At 74.5% G+C, this 16948-nt stretch carries 19 protein-coding genes; 11 read left to right on the top strand and 8 right to left on the bottom strand.

Going from position 1 to position 16948, the window contains the following annotated elements; translation table 11 throughout:
- Window positions 1–97: 97 nt before the first annotated feature.
- On the top strand, window positions 98–1501 hold the full coding sequence (locus tag PP1_RS12195; protein ID WP_075313974.1) for a class I SAM-dependent methyltransferase: 1404 nt from the start codon (window positions 98–100) through the stop codon (window positions 1499–1501).
- Between the two features lie 44 nt (window positions 1502–1545).
- On the opposite strand, the gene corA is transcribed toward PP1_RS12195, so the two are convergent.
- Complete coding sequence (gene corA / locus PP1_RS12190) at window positions 1546–2664, bottom strand: magnesium/cobalt transporter CorA (protein ID WP_029239517.1); 1119 nt, start codon at window positions 2662–2664, stop codon at window positions 1546–1548.
- 342 nt (window positions 2665–3006) lie between these two features.
- On the opposite strand from corA, the gene PP1_RS12185 reads away from it, so the two are divergent.
- Window positions 3007–3510: a MaoC family dehydratase gene (locus PP1_RS12185; RefSeq protein ID WP_010229726.1), complete on the top strand. Its 504-nt coding sequence runs from the start codon at window positions 3007–3009 to the stop codon at window positions 3508–3510.
- 184 nt (window positions 3511–3694) lie between these two features.
- Here PP1_RS12185 and PP1_RS12180 read toward each other — a convergent pair whose 3' ends face one another.
- The gene (locus PP1_RS12180) at window positions 3695–4102 is read right to left on the bottom strand and encodes an NUDIX hydrolase (RefSeq protein ID WP_029239516.1); all 408 of its coding nucleotides are present in this window, start codon (window positions 4100–4102) and stop codon (window positions 3695–3697) included.
- Window positions 4103–4206: 104 nt separating this feature from the next.
- On the opposite strand from PP1_RS12180, the gene PP1_RS12175 reads away from it, so the two are divergent.
- The 5 genes from PP1_RS12175 to PP1_RS12155 are packed head-to-tail and all read left to right on the top strand — an operon-like array spanning window position 4207 to window position 7558.
- Entirely contained in the window at window positions 4207–4359 is a 153-nt protein-coding gene (locus PP1_RS12175) for a hypothetical protein (RefSeq protein ID WP_010229720.1), read from the top strand.
- 4 nt (window positions 4360–4363) lie between these two features.
- Entirely contained in the window at window positions 4364–4921 is a 558-nt protein-coding gene (locus tag PP1_RS12170) for a PH domain-containing protein (RefSeq protein ID WP_010229718.1), read from the top strand.
- A gap of 55 nt (window positions 4922–4976) precedes the next feature.
- On the top strand, window positions 4977–5846 hold the full coding sequence (locus PP1_RS12165) for a PHP domain-containing protein (RefSeq protein ID WP_010229716.1): 870 nt from the start codon (window positions 4977–4979) through the stop codon (window positions 5844–5846).
- Window positions 5847–5897: 51 nt separating this feature from the next.
- Window positions 5898–6779, top strand: coding sequence for a RecB family exonuclease (locus tag PP1_RS12160; RefSeq protein ID WP_075313975.1), 882 nt, complete (start codon window positions 5898–5900; stop codon window positions 6777–6779).
- Entirely contained in the window at window positions 6776–7558 is a 783-nt protein-coding gene (locus PP1_RS12155; protein ID WP_075313976.1) for a hypothetical protein, read from the top strand. The genes PP1_RS12160 and PP1_RS12155 overlap by 4 nt, the downstream gene beginning before the upstream one ends.
- 17 nt (window positions 7559–7575) lie before the next feature.
- Here PP1_RS12155 and PP1_RS12150 read toward each other — a convergent pair whose 3' ends face one another.
- The 4 genes from PP1_RS12150 to PP1_RS12135 form a co-directional block, all read right to left on the bottom strand.
- A complete protein-coding gene (locus tag PP1_RS12150; protein WP_010226614.1) occupies window positions 7576–8919 on the bottom strand; it encodes an FAD-dependent oxidoreductase in 1344 nt (447 codons plus the stop codon).
- Between the two features lie 84 nt (window positions 8920–9003).
- Window positions 9004–9612, bottom strand: a complete 609-nt coding sequence (locus tag PP1_RS12145; protein WP_010226615.1) for a PadR family transcriptional regulator — start codon at window positions 9610–9612, stop codon at window positions 9004–9006.
- A 28-nt stretch (window positions 9613–9640) separates the two neighbouring features.
- On the bottom strand, window positions 9641–10906 hold the full coding sequence (locus PP1_RS12140) for an Rv3212 family protein (protein WP_060573886.1): 1266 nt from the start codon (window positions 10904–10906) through the stop codon (window positions 9641–9643).
- Between the two features lie 15 nt (window positions 10907–10921).
- A complete protein-coding gene (locus PP1_RS12135) occupies window positions 10922–12688 on the bottom strand; it encodes a DEAD/DEAH box helicase (protein WP_443217596.1) in 1767 nt (588 codons plus the stop codon).
- 307 nt (window positions 12689–12995) lie between these two features.
- On the opposite strand from PP1_RS12135, the gene PP1_RS12130 reads away from it, so the two are divergent.
- Complete coding sequence (locus tag PP1_RS12130; protein ID WP_010232416.1) at window positions 12996–13652, top strand: ferritin-like fold-containing protein; 657 nt, start codon at window positions 12996–12998, stop codon at window positions 13650–13652.
- A 61-nt stretch (window positions 13653–13713) separates the two neighbouring features.
- Window positions 13714–13944 carry a DUF3107 domain-containing protein gene (locus PP1_RS12125; protein ID WP_010232415.1) on the top strand — a complete coding sequence of 77 codons (231 nt, stop codon included), beginning with the start codon at window positions 13714–13716 and terminating at the stop codon, window positions 13942–13944.
- An 87-nt stretch (window positions 13945–14031) separates the two neighbouring features.
- On the opposite strand, the gene PP1_RS12120 is transcribed toward PP1_RS12125, so the two are convergent.
- On the bottom strand, window positions 14032–14346 hold the full coding sequence (locus tag PP1_RS12120; RefSeq protein ID WP_010232414.1) for a DUF4873 domain-containing protein: 315 nt from the start codon (window positions 14344–14346) through the stop codon (window positions 14032–14034).
- Window positions 14343–15038: a TetR/AcrR family transcriptional regulator gene (locus tag PP1_RS12115; RefSeq protein ID WP_010232413.1), complete on the bottom strand. Its 696-nt coding sequence runs from the start codon at window positions 15036–15038 to the stop codon at window positions 14343–14345. The genes PP1_RS12120 and PP1_RS12115 overlap by 4 nt, the downstream gene beginning before the upstream one ends.
- A gap of 55 nt (window positions 15039–15093) precedes the next feature.
- Between PP1_RS12115 and PP1_RS12110 the strand changes: the two genes are divergently transcribed.
- Window positions 15094–16029, top strand: a complete 936-nt coding sequence (locus PP1_RS12110; protein WP_010232411.1) for an AurF N-oxygenase family protein — start codon at window positions 15094–15096, stop codon at window positions 16027–16029.
- 11 nt (window positions 16030–16040) lie between these two features.
- Window positions 16041–16946, top strand: a complete 906-nt coding sequence (locus tag PP1_RS12105) for an alpha/beta fold hydrolase (protein WP_033199836.1) — start codon at window positions 16041–16043, stop codon at window positions 16944–16946.
- Window positions 16947–16948: the final 2 nt, after the last annotated feature.

The raw sequence follows: 16948 nt of genomic DNA, 5'->3' as shown, positions 1-16948 counted from the left end.
CCGGGGACGTCCGGACGGGCGGCACGATCGCGTGCGGGGTGTGTCCCCGGGCGCGTCGAGGTTCCCGTCACGCGGCGCGGCGGGCAGGATCGGCTCCGTGAACGGCGAGGCGTGGCAGAGCGACGAGATCCGCCCTTCCACCGTGCACCGGGCCTACGGGCGCGGCGCGGCCGGGTACGACGCGTTCGTCGGGATGATCCCCGGCTACCGCACGCACCTGAGGGTCTCGGCGTCGCGGATGGGTCTGGGCGAGGGGTACGGCCTGCGCCTGCTCGACATCGGGTGCGGGACCGGCGTCTCGACCGAGGCGTTGCTGACCACGGTGAAGGGCGCCGAGGTCGTCGCGGTCGACGCGTCCACCGAGATGCTCGCCGTCGCGCGCCGGAAGAACTGGTCCCCGCGGGTGTCGTTCGTGCACGCCAAGCTGGAGACGCTCGCCGAGGCCGGGATCGAGGGCCCGTTCGACGGCATCCTCGCCTCCTACCTGGTCTCCAACCTGCCCGACGCCGAGCACGGCCTCCGCAGGCTGCTGTCGCTGCTCGCGCCGGGCGCCCCGCTCGCCGTGCACGACTACGCCGTCGGCGGCACCCGCGGCCGGGCCCGCTGGGCGACGGCGGGCTGGGGCTACCTGCTGCCCCTCGCGGCCGCCCGCTGGGGCGTCTCCGACCTGCTGCGCTACCGGCTGAAGCGGGTCGCCTCCGCCGGTGGGCCGGAGCAGATGAAGCTGCGGATGGAGCGGGCCGGGTTCGGCGACGTCCGCGTCCAGACGATGGGCGGGGTGCAGCAGCACCTCGTGCACACCTTCCTCGGGCGGCGCCCCGAGGAGCCGGACGTCGTGGGGGAGCGGAAGGCCCGGTCGTCGGCACTGGCCGCGGCCGGCTGGCGGCCGGTCGGCGCTCCCGGCCGGGACACCGCGCAGGACACCGGCCCGGTCGACGAGGGCGGCCCGGAGGACCCGGGCTACGCCGACGAGCTGCCGGACGAGGTCGTCGAGGACACCGGGGGCGAGGGTGACGCCGCCGAGGACGGGGCGGACCCCGCACCTCGCCCGGACGGTCCCTCCGGGGCCGGCCCCCGCGACCCGGACGACGACGCGCCGGACCGGCCCCGCGGGCGCGGCGCGTCCCTGGCCGGACGCTGGCGCGGGACACCCGCTCCTGCGGAGCCGGCCGGGGACGGCACGGGCTCCCGGCAGGACGGCCCGGACGAGGCGGATGCGGCGGCCCGCTCGGACGACCGCGATCCCTCCGGCACCGGCACCGGCACTGGCACTGGCACTGGCACCGGCACTGGCTCCGGCTCCGGCACCGGCTCCGCGGACCGTGCTGCCCCCGCTGACGACGATCCGACCGGCCGCGCCGACGGCACATCCGGTCCCGGCGACGCCGACACCGGGTCCGGCGACACCGGCTCCGGCGACACCGGGTCCGGCGACACCAGGTCCGACGGCCCCGACGACGAACCGCCGACCCCGCCCACCGGCACCCGGACGGTCCGCTGACGGACGTCCGCCGACCGCGGGACCCTGCGGCCCCGGACGGTCCGCTACAGCCAGCCGTTGCGGCGGAAGTTCCGGTACAGCAGCGTGCAGATGGTCGCGATGACCAGCAGCACCAGCGGGTACCCGAAGTTCCAGTGCAGCTCGGGCATGTAGTCGAAGTTCATCCCGTAGACCCCGGCGATCATGGTCGGGACCGAGATGAGACCGGCGTAGGCGGTGATCTTCCGCATGTCGTTGTTCTGCCGCATGCTGATCTTCGCCAGCACCGCGTCGACCAGCGTGGTCAGCAGTTCGTTGAACCCGGCGACCTGCTCGGCGACGCCGCCGAGGTGGTCGTCGACGTCGCGGAAGTAGGACCGCACCTCGTGCGGCACCAGCGCGCTGTAGCCCTCCGACAGCTTGCGCATCGGCCCGACCAGCGGCATCACGCTGCGGCGCAGGTCGAGGATCTCGCGCTTCATCACGTAGATCTGCTCGGGGTTCATCGTCGAGCGGGGTGAGAACACCTCGGCCTCGACGGCGTCCAGATCGCCCTCGATCTGCCGGACGACCTCGATGTAGGAGTCGACCACGTGGTCGGCGATCCCGTGCAGCACCGCGGCGGGCCCCAGCCGCAGCTGGTCGGGGTCCTCCTCGAGACGGCGGCGCACCTCGCGGAGGCCGGTGTGCCTGCCGTGCCGGACCGTGACGACGAAGTCCCGGCCGAGGAACGTCATGACCTCGCCGGTCTCGACGATCTCGTTGGCCGTCGTCGGGTCGGCGTGGCCGACGTAGCGGACCGTCTTGAGCACCATGAACAGTGTGTCGTCGTAGCGCTCGAGCTTGGGCCGATTGTGCGCGTGCACCGCGTCCTCGACGGCGAGCTCGTGCAGCCCGTAGGTCTCGGCGACACCGGAGATCTGCTCGGCGTCCGGCTCGTGCAGGCCGATCCAGACGAAGCCGTCACCGCGCTCGCGGACCTCGGCGATGGCCTCGTCGTGGGTCCAGCGGCCCGGCAGGCGTTCCCCGTCGACGTAGACGGCGCAGTCGACGACGTAGGCCGACAGCGGGACGCGCAGCCGGTCGGCCGGGCTGTTCGCGGCGGCGCGGGCGGCGGCCCGCTCGGCGCGACGGCTGCGGCCGGCGGACCGGATGGCGGGGCGGAGCTGGGAGAGCGAGGGCATCACGGGAGGAACCTCCGGGCGGGGACCGAGGTCGTGCGGCCGCACCGGCGGCCGCCTGGCTCACGACTCGCCTCCCGCCGGGGCTCAGCCCGGGTGCGTGCTCCGGGCAGAGGGGAGCGGGAGGCGGCACGTACTGCTCGCCGGTGTCCGGGACTCTGACGACACCGCTCTCACCTCCCTGGATCCGACGGGTCCGTCCCTGTCATCGCGCACACGCACCGGAACGTGTCGGAGATGTGAGATCCCCGACCGGGCACGTGTGAGCCGGACCGCCGTGTCGCTCGCGGGCCACCGGATAGATTACCCGCGCAACGAGTCGTCGGCGTGATGGGAGCGTGAACGGTGCAGTTCGGGCGCTACTACGAGGAGTTCGAGGTCGGTGCCGTCTACAAGCACTGGCCCGGTAAGACGGTCACCGAGTACGACGACCACCTCTTCTGCCTCCTCACGATGAACCACCACCCGCTACACATGGATGCGCACTACGCAGGGGAGACCACGGACTTCGGCAAGAACGTCGTGGTCGGCAACTACATCTACTCGCTGCTGCTCGGCATGTCGGTTCCCGACGTGTCCGGCAAGGCGATCGCGAACCTCGAGGTCGAGTCGCTCAAGCACACGAAGCCGACCTTCCACGGGGACACGATCTACGGCGAGACCGAGGTCCTGGACAAGACCGAGTCGAAGTCCAAGGACGACCGCGGCGTCGTGTACGTCGAGACCCGCGGCTACAAGCAGGACGGCACCGTCGTCTGCACCTTCCGGCGCAAGGTGATGGTGCCGAAGGAGAAGTACGGGGAGACCCGCGGCGGGGAGCAGCCCGGCCGTCCGACCCCCCAGGTCTGAGACGCGCGCCTCGGCCCCGCACCGGATCCCGGTCGCGGGGCCGACGTGTGTCCCCCACACGCCACCCCGGGGCGCCGCCCGGATCACCCGGTGCAGTGTCGGGGCCGGGTCCCGACCCGCGGCCGGGGCTCCGGCGGCCGGGCCGGCACCCGTCGTGGGGCCAGGTGCGGGCGGGCGGGTCGCCTCAGCTCCGCGGGAGGCAGCCCCAGCCCGTCAGGGCCTCGGTGAGGCCGTCGACGACGGGCAGCGCGGCGTAGGCGGCGCGGTCCACGAACCGGGCGTCGTCGGCGTCGTCCCCGGGCCGCGGTTCCGTCGCGGATCCCGAGGTGAGGGCGCACGCGTAGTCCGCGATCCGGTAGGGCCCGCGGTGCACCACACCGACGAGCCTGCCGGGACGTACCGTCAGGCCGGTCTCCTCGGCCAGTTCCCGGACGACGGCGGTGTGGTCGTCCTCACCGGGCTCGACCCGGCCGCCCGGAACCGACCACCGGCCACGCCCCGGCTCGTTCGCCCTGCGTACCAGCAGCAATCGGCCGTCCGGGTCAAAGACGATTCCACCCACGCAGGCGACGTGTCGGCTACTGTCGGTCATCCGTAACGACGGTACGCTGCTCGGGTGCCGGTACCCCGGGTCCGCGGGGCTCGGGTACCAATGACGAGGTTGTTCCCAACGGGCCGGAACGGGTGACGAGTAACGTGCGCAAGATTCTGATCTTCGCCGCTGTGGCGCTGGGTATCTTCCTGGTCGTGACCGCGCCGCAAGCGGCGGCGGGATCGGTGCAGAACGTCGGCAACATCCTCTACGACGCCGCCCAGTCGGTCTCGACCTTCGTCACGTCGTTGATCTGATCCCGTGCTCGCGCCCCGGGAGATCGACGAGTACCTGCTCCCCACGGAGCGGCGCGTCATCCGTGTGCGCCAGCACTGGGCCGTCATGGCCCGGCACATCCTGCAGACGGGCCTGTTCATCCTGATCGTCGTCGCGATCGAGCAGTTCACCGACGGCAGGCAGCTCGGTACGTCGGTCGACATCCTGATCGACAACCTGGCGTTCTACCTGGTGCTGGTCGCCGTACTGCGGTTCACGGCGCTCACGATCCTCTGGTGGATCGAGCGCATCGTGATCACCGACAAACGCGTGATGATCGCCCAGGGGATCATCGTCCACAACGTCGGCATGATGCCGCTCGGCAAGGTCACGGACCTGACCTTCCGCCGGTCGCTGTCCGGTCGTCTGCTCGGCTACGGGACGATGGTGGTCGAGTCGGCAGGTCAGATCCAGGCCCTCAACAAGATCGACTACATGCCCCGGCCCGAGGAGATCTACGAGGCGCTCTCCGAGCTGGTGTTCGGCGAGAAGGGCAAGACCCGCGCGACGGGCATGCTCGCCAAGCCGCGCTGGCGGCGCTGAGACGCCCGTCCGGAGGGACGGGCCGCGTGCACCCGCGCGGCGCTAGGGTCGGCCCGTGCCCGTGATCGATCTGCACGCCCACTCCACCGCCTCCGACGGCACCGACACCCCGGCCGAGCTGGTCCGCGCGGCCGGCGCGGCCGGGCTCGACGTCGTCGCGATCACCGACCACGACACGACCCACGGCTGGGACGACGCGGTCGCCGCCCTGCCGGCCGGTCTGTCCCTGGTACGCGGTGCCGAGTTCTCCTGCCTCAGCCCCACCGGCCGCCCGGGCGAACCGCGCTGCTCGGTGCACCTGCTCGGCTACCTGTTCGACCCGCGGCACGACGCGATCGTCGCCGAGCAGGACCGGCTGCGGGAGGAACGGGTGCAGCGGCTGCACACCATGATCGGCCGGATGGCGGCCGACGGGTACCCGGTCGACGTCGACACCGTCTTCGCCCACCTGCCCGAGGGCGGCAGCGCCGGACGGCCGCACCTGGCCCGGGCACTCGTCGCCGCCGGCGTCGTCGGTTCGGTCGACGAGGCGTTCGCCGAACTGCTGCACAACGACAGCCCCTACTACGTGCCGCGGGCCGACACCGCGGTCGAGACGGCCGTCGAGATGATCGTCGCGGCCGGCGGGATCGCCGTGTTCGCGCACCCGCTGGCTCGCAGGCGCGGCACCGTGATCGAGCCGTCGGTGCTGGTCGACCTGGTCGGGTACGGGCTCGGCGGCGTCGAGGTGGACCATCCGAACCACCTGCCCGCCGACCGGGAGCTGCTGCGGGGCCTCGCCGCCGAGCACGGCCTGCTGGCCACCGGGTCCAGCGACTACCACGGCACCAACAAGACCACCCCGCTCGCCGAGGAGACCACCGCGGCCGAGGTCTACGACGCCGTCGTCGCCCGCGCCTCCGGCGTGCCGGTCGTGCACGGCTGATCCGTCCGGGCGACCCGCGGGGGGTGACCGGGGTCGCTGTACCGTGGACGGATGGCCCGGACCACCCCTGCCACCACCGGGTGCCCGGACGGTCAGCTCGGCCTCGACCTGCTGGATCCCGACTTCGGCGTCCAGGCACTGCACCGGGTGACCCCCGCCCGGCTCGACGCGTGGGACGCCTGCCCGCGGCGGTACCGGATGCTGCACGTCGACCGCCCTGCCCCGGCCCGCGGCGGCGCCTTCGCGCACACCACGCTCGGCGCCGTCGTGCACCTGGCGCTGCGGTCGCTGGCCGCGCTGCCCCCGCACCGGCGGACCCCGGCCGAGGCCGCCGGACTGGTCCGGCGACACTGGTCCGACGAGGGGTTCGCCGACCGCGAGCAGGCCGCCCGGTACCGGCGTCGCGCCGAGGAATGGCTGGCCACGGCCGCGGAGGGCCCGGTCGGCGCGACCGAGCCGCTCGCCGTCGAGCGGTGGGTGAGCGCGGCCGCGGGCGGGCTGCTCGTCGAGGGCCGGATCGACCGCGTCGACGACGGCGGCGAGGGCGCGGTCGTCGTCGACTTCAAGACCGGGCGCCGGGTCCCCACCGACGACGACGCCCGGGACTCCCGCCAGCTCGCGTTGTACGCCGTCGCCACCGCCCAGGTGTTCCGCCGCCGCTGCCGGCGGGTGGAGCTGCACCACGTCCCCACCGGCACCGTCGCGGCCTGGGAGCACGACGACGCGTCCCTCGACGGCCACGTCCGGGCCGCGGAGGAGACCGCGGGCGCCGCCGCCGCGGCGACCGGCGCGCTCGCCGGGGGCGGCGACCCGGCGGAGCTGTTCCCGGTGCGTACCGGTGTGCAGTGCGGCACCTGCCCGGTGCGACGGCACTGCCCCGAGGGTCGCGCCGCGGCACCCGAGCCCCGCCCGTGGGACCTCCTCGTCCCGTGAGCACCGACCCGCGCCACCCCGACCGGCCCGGACCGCGCGGTCCCGGCGACCGGCTTCCCGGCCACCGGCCGCCGGACCGGGGCGGTCGTCCCGCACCGCCCGCCCCACCCCGGCACCGGCCGGCCCCGGGCGACGGACCGGTCCCCGGCGGCGCCCGGCACGGCGGCTCCGGGCCGCCGGAGCCGCCGACCCGGCCCTCCGGTGTCCCCCAGGGGCACCGCCCACCGGTGCGGCGCGCCCCGGCCGGGCCCGGTGCCGGAGGTCCCGATGCGTTCGCCGGCGACGGCGCCCGTCGTGGGCCGGCCGGCCCGGGAGGCCGGCGCCGGGACACGGACCAGGCGCCGGGCCGGGCCGGTGGCGGCGGATCGCGGCGCGGGCCGGCCGGACCGGCCGGGGGCGACCGTGCGCGCCGCCGTGGCGACGACGGCCATCCCGCGTCGCGGGCACCGGGCGGCGACCGCGACGACCGTCGGCGCACCCCCCGCGCCGCCGGACGGACGACCACCGCCGCCGGACGGGTCCTGCGCGGGGTCTCCGGCGTGCTCGCCGGTGGCCTCGTCGTGCTGGCTGTCGGGCTCGGCATCGTGGAGTGGGTCGCCGGGAGCAACGGTGTGCCCGGCCCGGGCTCCGGTGCGCTCGCCGGACACGCCGGCGCGGCCGTCGCCGCCGTCGTCGGGCAGATCGTCGCGGACCGGCGCCGGGACCGGACCGGGTCCCTCGTCGCGCTCGGCGTCGTCGGGCTCGCGGCGCTGGTGCTGGGTGCCGGCTGGTTCCTGTAGCCCGGCCGGACGGGCGCTCAGACGAGCTCGGAGTCCCGCACCCGCTGCATGTCGCGGATCATCCGCCTGCGCAGCACCGGGACCCGGTCGACCAGCCGCATCCCGGCCCGCGTACCGGCCGTCCCGAGGGCCCGCGCGACCGGTCCGCGCGAGGCGGCCCCGTCGTTCATGAACTCCAGCGACTCCCGGACGGCGAGCGCCGAGTAGCGCCGCATCAATGACTCGTACCCGCCGACGGCCTCGCGGAGCCCCAGCTCGCCGTCACGGACCCGGACGAGGCGCTCGCACAGCTCGCGGGCGTCGCGCAGCGCGGTGTTGGCCCCGGCGCCGCGGCCCGGGGTCATGGTGTGCGCGGCGTCGCCGAGCAGCGTGACGGGGCCGGGTTCCCACTCCGGCAGCGGGTCCGAGGTACGGATGTCGATCGTGATCGCCGACGCCGGGTCCGAACGTTCCAGCAGCTCGTGCCAGCGCGGATCCCAGTCGTCGGTGACCCGGCGCGCATGGGTGAGCAGAGCAAAGCCGTCCGTGGAGGAGGTCATCCCGCCGGGGAACCGGGTGTGCGAGACGGTCACGCCCCACGACACGAAGTCGGTCGTCGGGTCGCCGGCCAGGCCCTCCCACCCGTGCAGCGCCGCGGCGTGCGCCGGAGCGATCCCGGGCCGGGGGACGTGGTCGTCGTCCCACCGCATCCGCATCACGTGGCTGATGCCCATCCCGCCGTGGCGGTCGAACATCAGCGCCATCCCGGGGACGTCGCCGTCCGGGAGCAGGGCGGTGGCGGCCGCGTCGAGCGGGGCCTTCCCGCCGATCGCGACCAGCCCGGTGGACGTGTGCCCGGCGCCGGGGAGGAACCGCCGCCGGACGGGCGAACCGGCCCCGTCCGCCCCGACCAGCAGGTCGCCGGTGACCGGCTCGCCGCCGCCGGCGTGCACGGTGACCCGCCCGTCGGGACGCAGCTCGTAGCCGGTGACCGGCCTGCCCCAGGCCACCGCGTCGGTGATGCCGGTGAGCAGCACCTGGCGCAGCGTGGCCCGGCTGACGTTGTGCTCGTCGCTCCCGCCGCCGGGCATCTCGGCGAACGGGACCGCCAGGAGCCGGCGGTACCGCTCGGTGCACATCAGCAGCCGTGCGTAGGGCTCGCCGGTGCTCGCCTCGAACACCGCGTACAGCTCCGGGGCGAGGCAGGCACGCAGCGCGCGGGCCCCGTTCGGGGAGATCCCGACCCGGTAGCCGCGCAGCCCGGCGGCCCGCGGACCGTCGTCGCGCTCCAGCACGACGACGTCGATTCCGGCCCGGCGCAGACCCTGCGCCAGGCAGAGGCCGCCGGTACCGGCTCCGGCGACGATGACTCGGAAGGACATGACGGACCTCCGGACGAGGACAGGTGTGGTCGCGGCCGGTCGCGGGTGCGACGGGCCGTGGTGGGGCCGTGGTGGTCGGGGACCTCAGGCGTCGCCGGACTGTCCGAGGCGCTGCGCGAACCGGCGCAGCTCCTCGCGGTCCCAGGTCAGGCGTCCGCCGCGCACGTCGTCGACGAGAGCGGCGACCCAGGCCGTCTCCGCCTCCAGCATCGTGATGGCGTACTCCAGCTCCACGACGACGACGCGGGGAAGGAACCCCTCGACCGCCTCGTGGCTCGCCCGCGAGGCCGCGAGGCGCCGGCGCAGCCCGTCGAGACGGGTGTCCAGTGCGCGGGCCGCGTCGGCCGGGCGGAGCTGGGCGAGGTGCGCGAGCCCGACGACGAACTCGGGGAACTCCGGCCGCGGCGCGGCCAGCATCTCCCGGGTCCAGTCCGCCGCGTTCTCGCGACCGGCGTCGGTGACCGTGTAGAGGGTGCGTTCCGGGCGGGCGGTCTCCCGCTCGGTCGCGTGCTCGGTGATCAGGCCGTCACGCGCGAGACGGTCGATCGTCTTGTAGAGCTGTGACCGCTGCCCGACGTTGACCACGTCGTCCTTGCCCCGCTCCCGGATGAGCTGCTGCATCCGGTACGGGTGCATCGGCTCCTCGGTGAGCAGGGAGAGGACGGCGAGAGCCAGCCCGGACCGCTGCGTCATAGTGTCGAAGGTACTAGTGTCTCGGACACTAAGGCAAGGAGGCGGACGGACCCAGGAGGACGACCTGATCGCCGCGCAGCTCGGCGAGCAGCCCGCCCTGCGCCGTGACCTGCACGGGGCCGGTCCAGCCCGCGCGGTCGACGGGCACCGTGCGCCCGGCCGAGCCGGTGCCGGGATCGACGTCGGCGAGGCCGCCGGGGACCGGGACGAGCAGCCGGTCGCCGTAGCGGGTACCGGGGCCGAGCGTGCCGGGCACCGACCAGAGCGGCTGCAGGGTGCCGGTGTCGAGCGCGACGGTGGCACTGCCGGTCCACCAGTAGCGCCGCGCGTCGTCGGAGGAGGTGCGGGCCACGCCGTCGGCGGGCGCGGTGATCCGGGGGCCGGTGGCGACCGGGAACTCGCCGGTCTTGCGGCCGCCGCGGTCGTAGAGCGCCAGCCGCGGGACGCCCGGCAGCAGCACCGCGGACCGCTCGGGGGAGACCGCGACCAGCTGCGCGCCGTCGGTCCCGATCTCGGCCGACGAGTCGAAGACGGGCCGGTCGCCGTCGGTCCCGCTGGGCCGGATCACCGACAGTCGTTCGGTGGCCTGGCCGGGGCAGCGCTCGAGCACGCCGGCCCGGTCGCGGGCCGCCGCGAAGGAGAGGTACGTGCAGCCGGCCCGTGGCTGGTCGCCGGGCTCCTCCTGCGCGCGGACCGTGCCGTACTCGGCGGTCCGGACGAGGTCGGAGCGGAACGTCTCGGCGTAGTCCTGCCCGGTGGCGAGCACCGGGTCCTGGCCGATCAGGCGGGTACCGGGGCGGGTGTCGAGGGTGCGGGTCGGCCCGCGCAGGCCGGTGTCCGGACCGAGGGTGCTGAGCTCGGAGCAGTACTCGTCGTTGCGGTAGAGCGCCAGCACCCGGCCGTCGGCCAGGCCGGTGGTGCACAGCGGCAGGTCGCGGGTGTAGCTCCACCGTTCCTGTCCGGTGGTGGCGTCGCGGCCGGAGATCCGGGACCCCTCGGCCACGACGACGCCGTCACCGGCGACGAGCGGGACCGGTGTCCCCGGGCTGGCGGCCCGCCACAGCTCGGTGAAGGACGCGGGCACCGCCCCCGCGGGCGGGGGTGGCGCCGGCGCGGCCGTGGCCGGGACGGACTCGGTGTTCGCGGCGGGACTCTGCACGCCGTAGAGCACGGCTCCGCCGCCGAGCAGCAGGACGAGCACCGCGGCGACCAGGAGGTCGCCGCGGTGGCGTCGTTCGGCCGGTGTCCGCGACCAGGGCAGACGTCCGGGTCGCGGGTCCCGCGGGCGCAGCACGCGTGCGGGGGACCGTCAGCTGGCGGCGGCGTCGGAGTCGCCGGTGGATCCGTCGCCGGAGTCCGAGCGGCGCCGGGCGCCGCCACGGCGACGACGACGGCGCGGCTTGCCGTCGCCGCCGGCCTCCGCCCCACCGTCGGAGCCGGGCCCGTTCTGCGGGGCGGCCCCGTCGCCCTGGCCCTGCTCGGAGGAGGCGTCGACCGCCACCCCGCCGCGGGTCCGGGTCCGGGCACGGCGCTTGCGCGGACGGCGTCCGCCGTCGTCGCCGGCGCCGTCGCGTGCCGGACGCCCGCCACGCTGCTTCTTCGACCCGTGGTCGCCCTCGGCGTCGATGTACTCGGCGTCGAGCCCGGCCCGGGTGCGCGCGGACAGCGGGAGCCGCCCGGTCGAGTCGGTCGGGATGTCCAGGTCGGTGAACAGGTGGTCGGAGGTCGAGTAGGTCTCGACCGGCTCCGGCATCCCCAGGTTCAGGTCCTCCGAGATGAGCTTCCAGCGGGGGATCTCGTCCCAGTCGACCAGGGTGACGGCGACGCCCTCGCGCCCGGCGCGGCCGGTGCGGCCGATCCGGTGCACGTAGGTCTTCGAGTCCTCCGGGCACTGGTAGTTGACGACGTGGGTGACGCCGGTGACGTCGATGCCGCGCGCGGCGACGTCCGTCGCGACCAGGACGTCGACCTTCTCCGCCCGGAACGCGCGCAGCGCCTGCTCGCGGGCGCCCTGGCCGAGGTCACCGTGCACCGCGGCCGCGGCGAACCCGCGCTCGGCGAGGTCGTCGGCGACCCGCTGGGCGGTCCGCTTGGTCCGGGTGAAGATCATCGACAGGCCGCGGTCCTTGGCCTGCAGCACCCGGGTGACCAGCTCGACCTTGTCCATCGCGTGCGCGCGGTAGACGAGCTGCTTGGTGCGCTCGTGGATGGAGCCCTGGTCGGCCTCCTCCGCGCGGATGTGCGTCGGCCGGGTGAGGAACGCCCGGGACAGCTGCACGATCGGGCCCGGCATGGTGGCCGAGAACAGCATGGTGTGGCGCTGCTCGGGGAGCATGCGCAGGATCCGCTCGACGTCGGGCAGGAACCCGAGGTCCAGCATCTCGTCGGCCTCGTCGAGGACCAGCGCCTTGACCCGGCCGAGCACCAGGTGGCGCTGCTCGGCGAGGTCGAGCAGCCGGCCCGGGGTGCCGACGATGACGTCGACGCCCTTGCGGAGGGCCTCGAGCTGCGGCTCGTAGGCGCGGCCGCCGTAGATCGCGACGACGCGGACGCCGAGGTTCTTGCCCGCCGCGGCGATGTCCCGGGCGACCTGCACGCACAGCTCGCGGGTCGGGACGACGACGAGCGCCTGCGGCACGTCCTTGGTGCGGTCGGCGGCCTCGCCCTCGGCGGTGGCGGCCGGCTGCTCACCGGGCGGGGTGATCCGCTGGAGCATCGGGACGCCGAAACCGAGCGTCTTGCCGGTGCCGGTGCGGGCCTGGCCGATGACGTCCTCGCCGTCCAGCGCGAGCGGGAGGGTCAGCTCCTGGATCGCGAAGGTCCGGACGATGTCGTTCTCCGCGAGGGCGGAGACGATCTCGGGGCGGACGCCGAGCTCGGCGAAGGTCGGGGGGAGCTTCTCGCCGCCGGGGTTGGTGACGCCCTCGGGCGCCTCGGTGGCGGTGATGCCGGTGGCGAGGAAGCCGGGGTCGGCCGTGTCGCCGTCGGGGGTGGTGTCGGGGCTGTCTGCGGAAACGGACAGGGTGATCGCCTCTCTCCGCGCACAGGAGCCGTGGCGTGGCTCGTCGACCGGCACCGGGTCCGTGTGGGACCGGGCGGGAGAGCCGCCGAGGCGCTGCGCGCACCAGTTCGGGTGCGGGTCCCGGTGAGATGTGGCCGGCCGCAGCAGCTGGTGGTCAGCCGTGTCCCGCGGCCCGCCCGCCCCGTTACCCGGATCCCGCGCGGTGGGCACGTCCGCCGCATACCGGAGACGCGCTCCCCGCATGGTACCCGGCGGTTCCGTCGCGCACGACACGCCGGGCCCGCAGCGGGTCGTGAGATGCCTCGCGCCACCGTCCGTGACGTCGCCCGGACGGCCCGGCTCGTCCGGTTAGGGTGGCGCCATGACCTCCGATGCCGACGGGCCGGCCGCGGCGACCGTCGAGCTGCTCGGCGTCCTGGCCTACGGCGAGCTCTCCGCGTTCGACCGGCTGGCCGAGGACGCGCGGGCGGCACCGACCCTCGCCGGCCGGGCCCAGCTCTCCACGATGGCCGCCGCGGAGATCGGTCACTTCCGGCTGATCGAGGAGCACCTCGGCGGGGCCGGGATCGGTGTCGCGGACGCGATGGCGCCGTTCGTCGCGTTGATCGACAGCTACCACGCGTCGACCGCGCCGCGGAGCTGGCTGGAGTCGCTGGTCAAGGCCTATCTCGGGGACGGCCTGGGTGCCGACTTCTACCGCGAGGTCGCGGGCTGGGTGGACCCCGCCACGGGTGAGCTCGTCCGGCGGGTGCTCGCCGACACCGGGCACTCGGCCTTCGCCGAGCGGGAGGTGCAGGCGGCCTGCGAGGCGAACCCGCACCAGCGCGACCGGCTGGCACTGTGGGGCAGGCGGCTGCTCGGCGAGGCCGTCACGCACGCCCAGCGGGTGGTCGCCGAGCGCGACGAGCTGGCCGAATTCATCGTCCTGGGCTCCGGCGAGAAGGGCGGCGTCGCCGGCCTGATCAAGACCGTGCAGTCGGCGCACGGGAAGCGGATGAGCAGGCTCGGGCTGTCCTGAGCGGTTTCGACTAGCCTGGCGTCCGCAAGAGCACGAGGTGACGGATCGGGAGGTCCTACCGGTGAAGGTCAAGATCGGCATCGCGGAGACGCCGCGGGAGCTCGTGGTGTCCAGCGACCGCACCCCGGACGAGGTCGCCCAGCTGGTGAGCGGGGCGATGAAGTCCGACGACGGCCTGCTGGACCTCACCGACGACCAGGGCAACCGGTTCGTCGTTCCGGTCGCGCGGATCTCGTACGTGGAGATCGGCCCGTCGGAGGAGCGCAAGGTCGGGTTCGGCCTCGGCGGCTGACGACGTGTGACACGTCCTCCGGGGCGTGGTCGACGGGCCCGGTTCCGCGAGGGACCGGGCCCGTCGGCGTGTGTGGCGGGGTCCCGCTCAGTCGCTCGCGGGCGGGGGTGGATCGTCCAGGGGGAACGGCGGCGGGCCGGTCCCGGTGATCCGGAACCGGTCCCAGGGGTCCGGCTCGGAGAGCGCGCCGACCGCGGAGTGCCCCGGCGTCCGCACCTCGGCCCGGCCGCCGCCGGTGCCCAGTAGCTCGGTCAGCCGTGGGTGCGCGAGCACCCGGCCCGACCAGTGCATGCGGCCGTCGAACGGTTCGTGCCGCGCGTCGAGCAGGACCTCGACGGCCAGCGTCTCCCCGTCGACGACCAGCTCGGCCGGCCCGCGGTAGCCCTCGTCGTCGTCGCTCACGGGGTGCTCCCGGTGTCGGTGCCGGTCGGGGTGTGCGGGTCCGGGACGAGCCGCAGGATGTCGGCGTTCGCCGTCGGCGAGTCGATCCCGGAGACCCCGGCGATCCCGCCCCAGATGATCGCGGACAGGTAGTTGGTGAGCGCCTCCCGGCTCATCGTGCGCCGGTCGAGCCACCAGTCGCCCGCCGACTGGACCATGCCGATCAGGCCGTGGGCCCAGACCTCGGCGCCGCCCGAGTCGCGGCCCTCGGCGCGCAACCGCTCCCCGAACAGCGTGGTGAGGACCGCGCCGATCCGGCCGCGGACGTCCTCGGCGACCTCGGCACCGGCCGTCGGCTCGGCGGGGTTGGACACCACGAACCGGTACAGGTGCGGCTCGTCCTCGATCATGCCGAGGAAGGCGTCGATCACCGCGGCGACGTGCTCGATCGGCTCCGCGTCGATGGCGAGGACGGGGGAGATGCGCTCCATGAGCATCTCCGCCGCGTGCTCGCCCACGGCGCGCTGCAGGTCGGCCCGGTCGGCGAAGTGCCGGTACAGGACGGGTTTGGTGATCCCCGCCGCGGCGGCGATCTGCGCGACCGAGACCCCGGGTCCGTGCTCGCGGATGGCTCCGACGGCCGCGTCGACCATCTCGGCCCGGCGTTCCTCCCGGCGTCGGACGCGTGCGTCCGGCTTGACATCCCTCTCCACGTGGGGCACGTTACCACTGGTAACCGTTACCGGCGGTAACAGCAAGGAGGCTGCGGTGTCCGGAACAGCACACGTCCTCGGCCGGAATGGTCGCACGGGGAGCAAGGCGAACCCGGCCGACCGGGAGGACACCGCGCGACGGCTGCTGCGCAGCTCCGTCGACAAGTCCTACGAGCCGTCGATCGACATCGACTGGGACGCCCCGCTCGTGGAGGGCAAGTACGGGATCGTCCCGGAGCGCGTGTCGCTCTACGGGACCCCGCTCTGGGACGGGCTGACCGAGGAGCAGCGGATCACCCTGTCGATCCACGAGTTCTGCAGCGTCGCCCGGATCGGGCTGTGGTTCGAGATGATCCTCATGCAGATGCTGCTGCGCTACGCCTACGACCGCGACCCCCGCCGCGCGCACATCCAGTACGCCCTGGTCGAGATCGCCGACGAGTGCCGGCACTCGATGATGTTCGCGAAGGCGACCGAGCGCTACGGCGTGCCGGACTACGCACCCCGGCGGCTCACCCACGAGCAGGGCCGTCTGATGAAGACGATCGGTACCGGGCCCGCCATGTTCGCCGGGACCCTCTACGTCGAGGAGATCCTCGACCAGATGCAGCGCGAGGGGATGCGCGACGAGCGCGTCCAGCCGCTCTCCCGCATGATCAACAAGATCCACGTGACGGAGGAGGCCCGGCACGTCCGCTACGCCCGCGAGGAGCTGCAGCGGATCATGCCGAGGACCAACTACGCCGAGCGTGCCTGGGCGCGGTACCTCACGGCACGGATCGCCTACGTCGTGGCGCGCAACCTGATCCACCCCGACGTGTACCGCAGTGTCGGGATCGACCCGGCGGTCGGCCGGAAGGCGGCCATGGCCAACCCGCACCACCACGAGATGCTGCGCTGGTCGGCGCGCAAGCTGGTCCCGTTCCTGCGGGAGCAGAAGGTCGTCGGCGGGCCGACCGAGGCGCTGTGGAAGCGCGCACACCTGATCTGAGGGAGTGATCGATGAGCAGGCGGGTCGTGACCCGGGACGGGACCGGGCTGCACGTGTGCGAGTCGGGTCCGGCGTCGGCGCCGGTCACCGTGCTGCTGGCGCACGGCTGGACCCTCGACGAGCGCTGCTGGGCGCCGGTGGCCGACGCGCTGGTGGCGTCCGGCGGGGCTGCGGCACCGCGCGTCGTGCGCTACGACCATCGCGGCCACGGCCGGTCCGACGACACCCCGGACGAGCTCAAGACCCTCGACCACCTCGCCGACGACATGGCCGAGGTGATCGGGCAGGTGGCGCCGTCCGGGCCGCTCGTGCTGGCCGGGCACTCGATGGGCGGGATGACCGCGATGGCGCTGGCCCAGCGGTATCCGGACCTGGTGGCGTCGCGGGTCGCGGGCGTCGCGCTGGTCGCCACGGCCAGCGGCGGGCTCGGGGGCGCGGCCACGCTCGGGTTGACCGGGCGTCGCGCCGAACTGTTCCTGGCGGGGAAGGACAAGGTCACGGTCAGTCCGCTGTGGACGGGCCGGCGCTCGCTGAGCACCCACCCCGCGCTGCTGCGGGCCGGCCTGCAGCCGTTGCTGCTGGGCAGGCGTCCGGACCGGCTCGCGGTGCGGGCGACCTGCGAGGCGATCGCGGCCTGCCGCCCGACGACCGTCTCCGGCTTCACCCCGACCCTCACCGAGCACGAGCGCGACGAGGCACTGGAGGCGTTCGCCGCGCTCCCGGTCGAGATCCTGGCGGGCTCGCGGGACCGGCTGACCCCGCCTCGGTTCTCGCGGCGCATCCGGGACCGGCTGCCGCGGGCGGGCCTGACCGTGTTCCCGGACGCCGGGCACATGCTTCCCGTCGAGCGGGTCGGCGGGGTGACGGCCCGGATCGCCGCCCTGGTCCGGCAGGCCGCCGCGACGCGGGCGGCCTGACC

Source organism: Pseudonocardia sp. P1 (genome assembly GCF_000178675.2).
Classification (GTDB): domain Bacteria; phylum Actinomycetota; class Actinomycetes; order Mycobacteriales; family Pseudonocardiaceae; genus Pseudonocardia.
Note: the sequence above shows the minus strand (reverse complement) of the source record. Positions and strands in the feature narration are given on the sequence as shown.

What these genes read in the sequence shown, in the direction of transcription:
- corA (WP_029239517.1), bottom strand. Translation starts at nt 2,664, where the DNA reads ATGCCCTCGCTCTCCCAGCTCCGCCCCGCCATCCGGTCCGCCGGCCGC.
- PP1_RS12180 (WP_029239516.1), bottom strand. Translation starts at nt 4,102, where the DNA reads ATGACCGACAGTAGCCGACACGTCGCCTGCGTGGGTGGAATCGTCTTT.
- PP1_RS12160 (WP_075313975.1), top strand. Translation starts at nt 5,898, where the DNA reads ATGGCCCGGACCACCCCTGCCACCACCGGGTGCCCGGACGGTCAGCTC.
- PP1_RS12150 (WP_010226614.1), bottom strand. Translation starts at nt 8,919, where the DNA reads ATGTCCTTCCGAGTCATCGTCGCCGGAGCCGGTACCGGCGGCCTCTGC.
- PP1_RS12145 (WP_010226615.1), bottom strand. Translation starts at nt 9,612, where the DNA reads ATGACGCAGCGGTCCGGGCTGGCTCTCGCCGTCCTCTCCCTGCTCACC.
- PP1_RS12130 (WP_010232416.1), top strand. Translation starts at nt 12,996, where the DNA reads ATGACCTCCGATGCCGACGGGCCGGCCGCGGCGACCGTCGAGCTGCTC.
- PP1_RS12105 (WP_033199836.1), top strand. Translation starts at nt 16,041, where the DNA reads ATGAGCAGGCGGGTCGTGACCCGGGACGGGACCGGGCTGCACGTGTGC.